The sequence below is a fragment of the Arthrobacter sp. Leaf141 genome (assembly GCF_001424565.1).
Taxonomy (GTDB): Bacteria; Actinomycetota; Actinomycetes; order Actinomycetales; family Micrococcaceae; genus Arthrobacter.
Window position 1 is genome coordinate 215 of the sequence record NZ_LMOL01000044.1, and the last position, 250, is coordinate 464.

At 64.8% G+C, this 250-nt stretch carries 1 pseudogene; it reads right to left on the reverse strand.

Features of this window, described 5'->3' with window-relative positions:
- Positions 1-250: pseudogene (locus ASF72_RS20665) on the reverse strand (hypothetical protein); the annotation flags it as partial.

Sequence of the window (250 nt, forward strand, 5' to 3'; positions counted from 1 at the left end):
AGAGATTTCCCGGGCCCGTTGATGGGTGATGCCCAGATCCGGTGGGGTCAGGGCATCCTCGATCCCGACATACTCGGCGATGGTGAGGGCCTTGACGGCCGCGAGTTCGGATTCGAGCCGTCGCACCACGCCCAGGCGCTGTAACCGGTTTTCCTTGGCCCGCTCCAGCAGGTCCTCCCCGGACCAGTCATCCTCCAACGCAACATCCGCGACCTGGACCAAGGCGTTCAGTTCCGTCATGGCGTCCGCG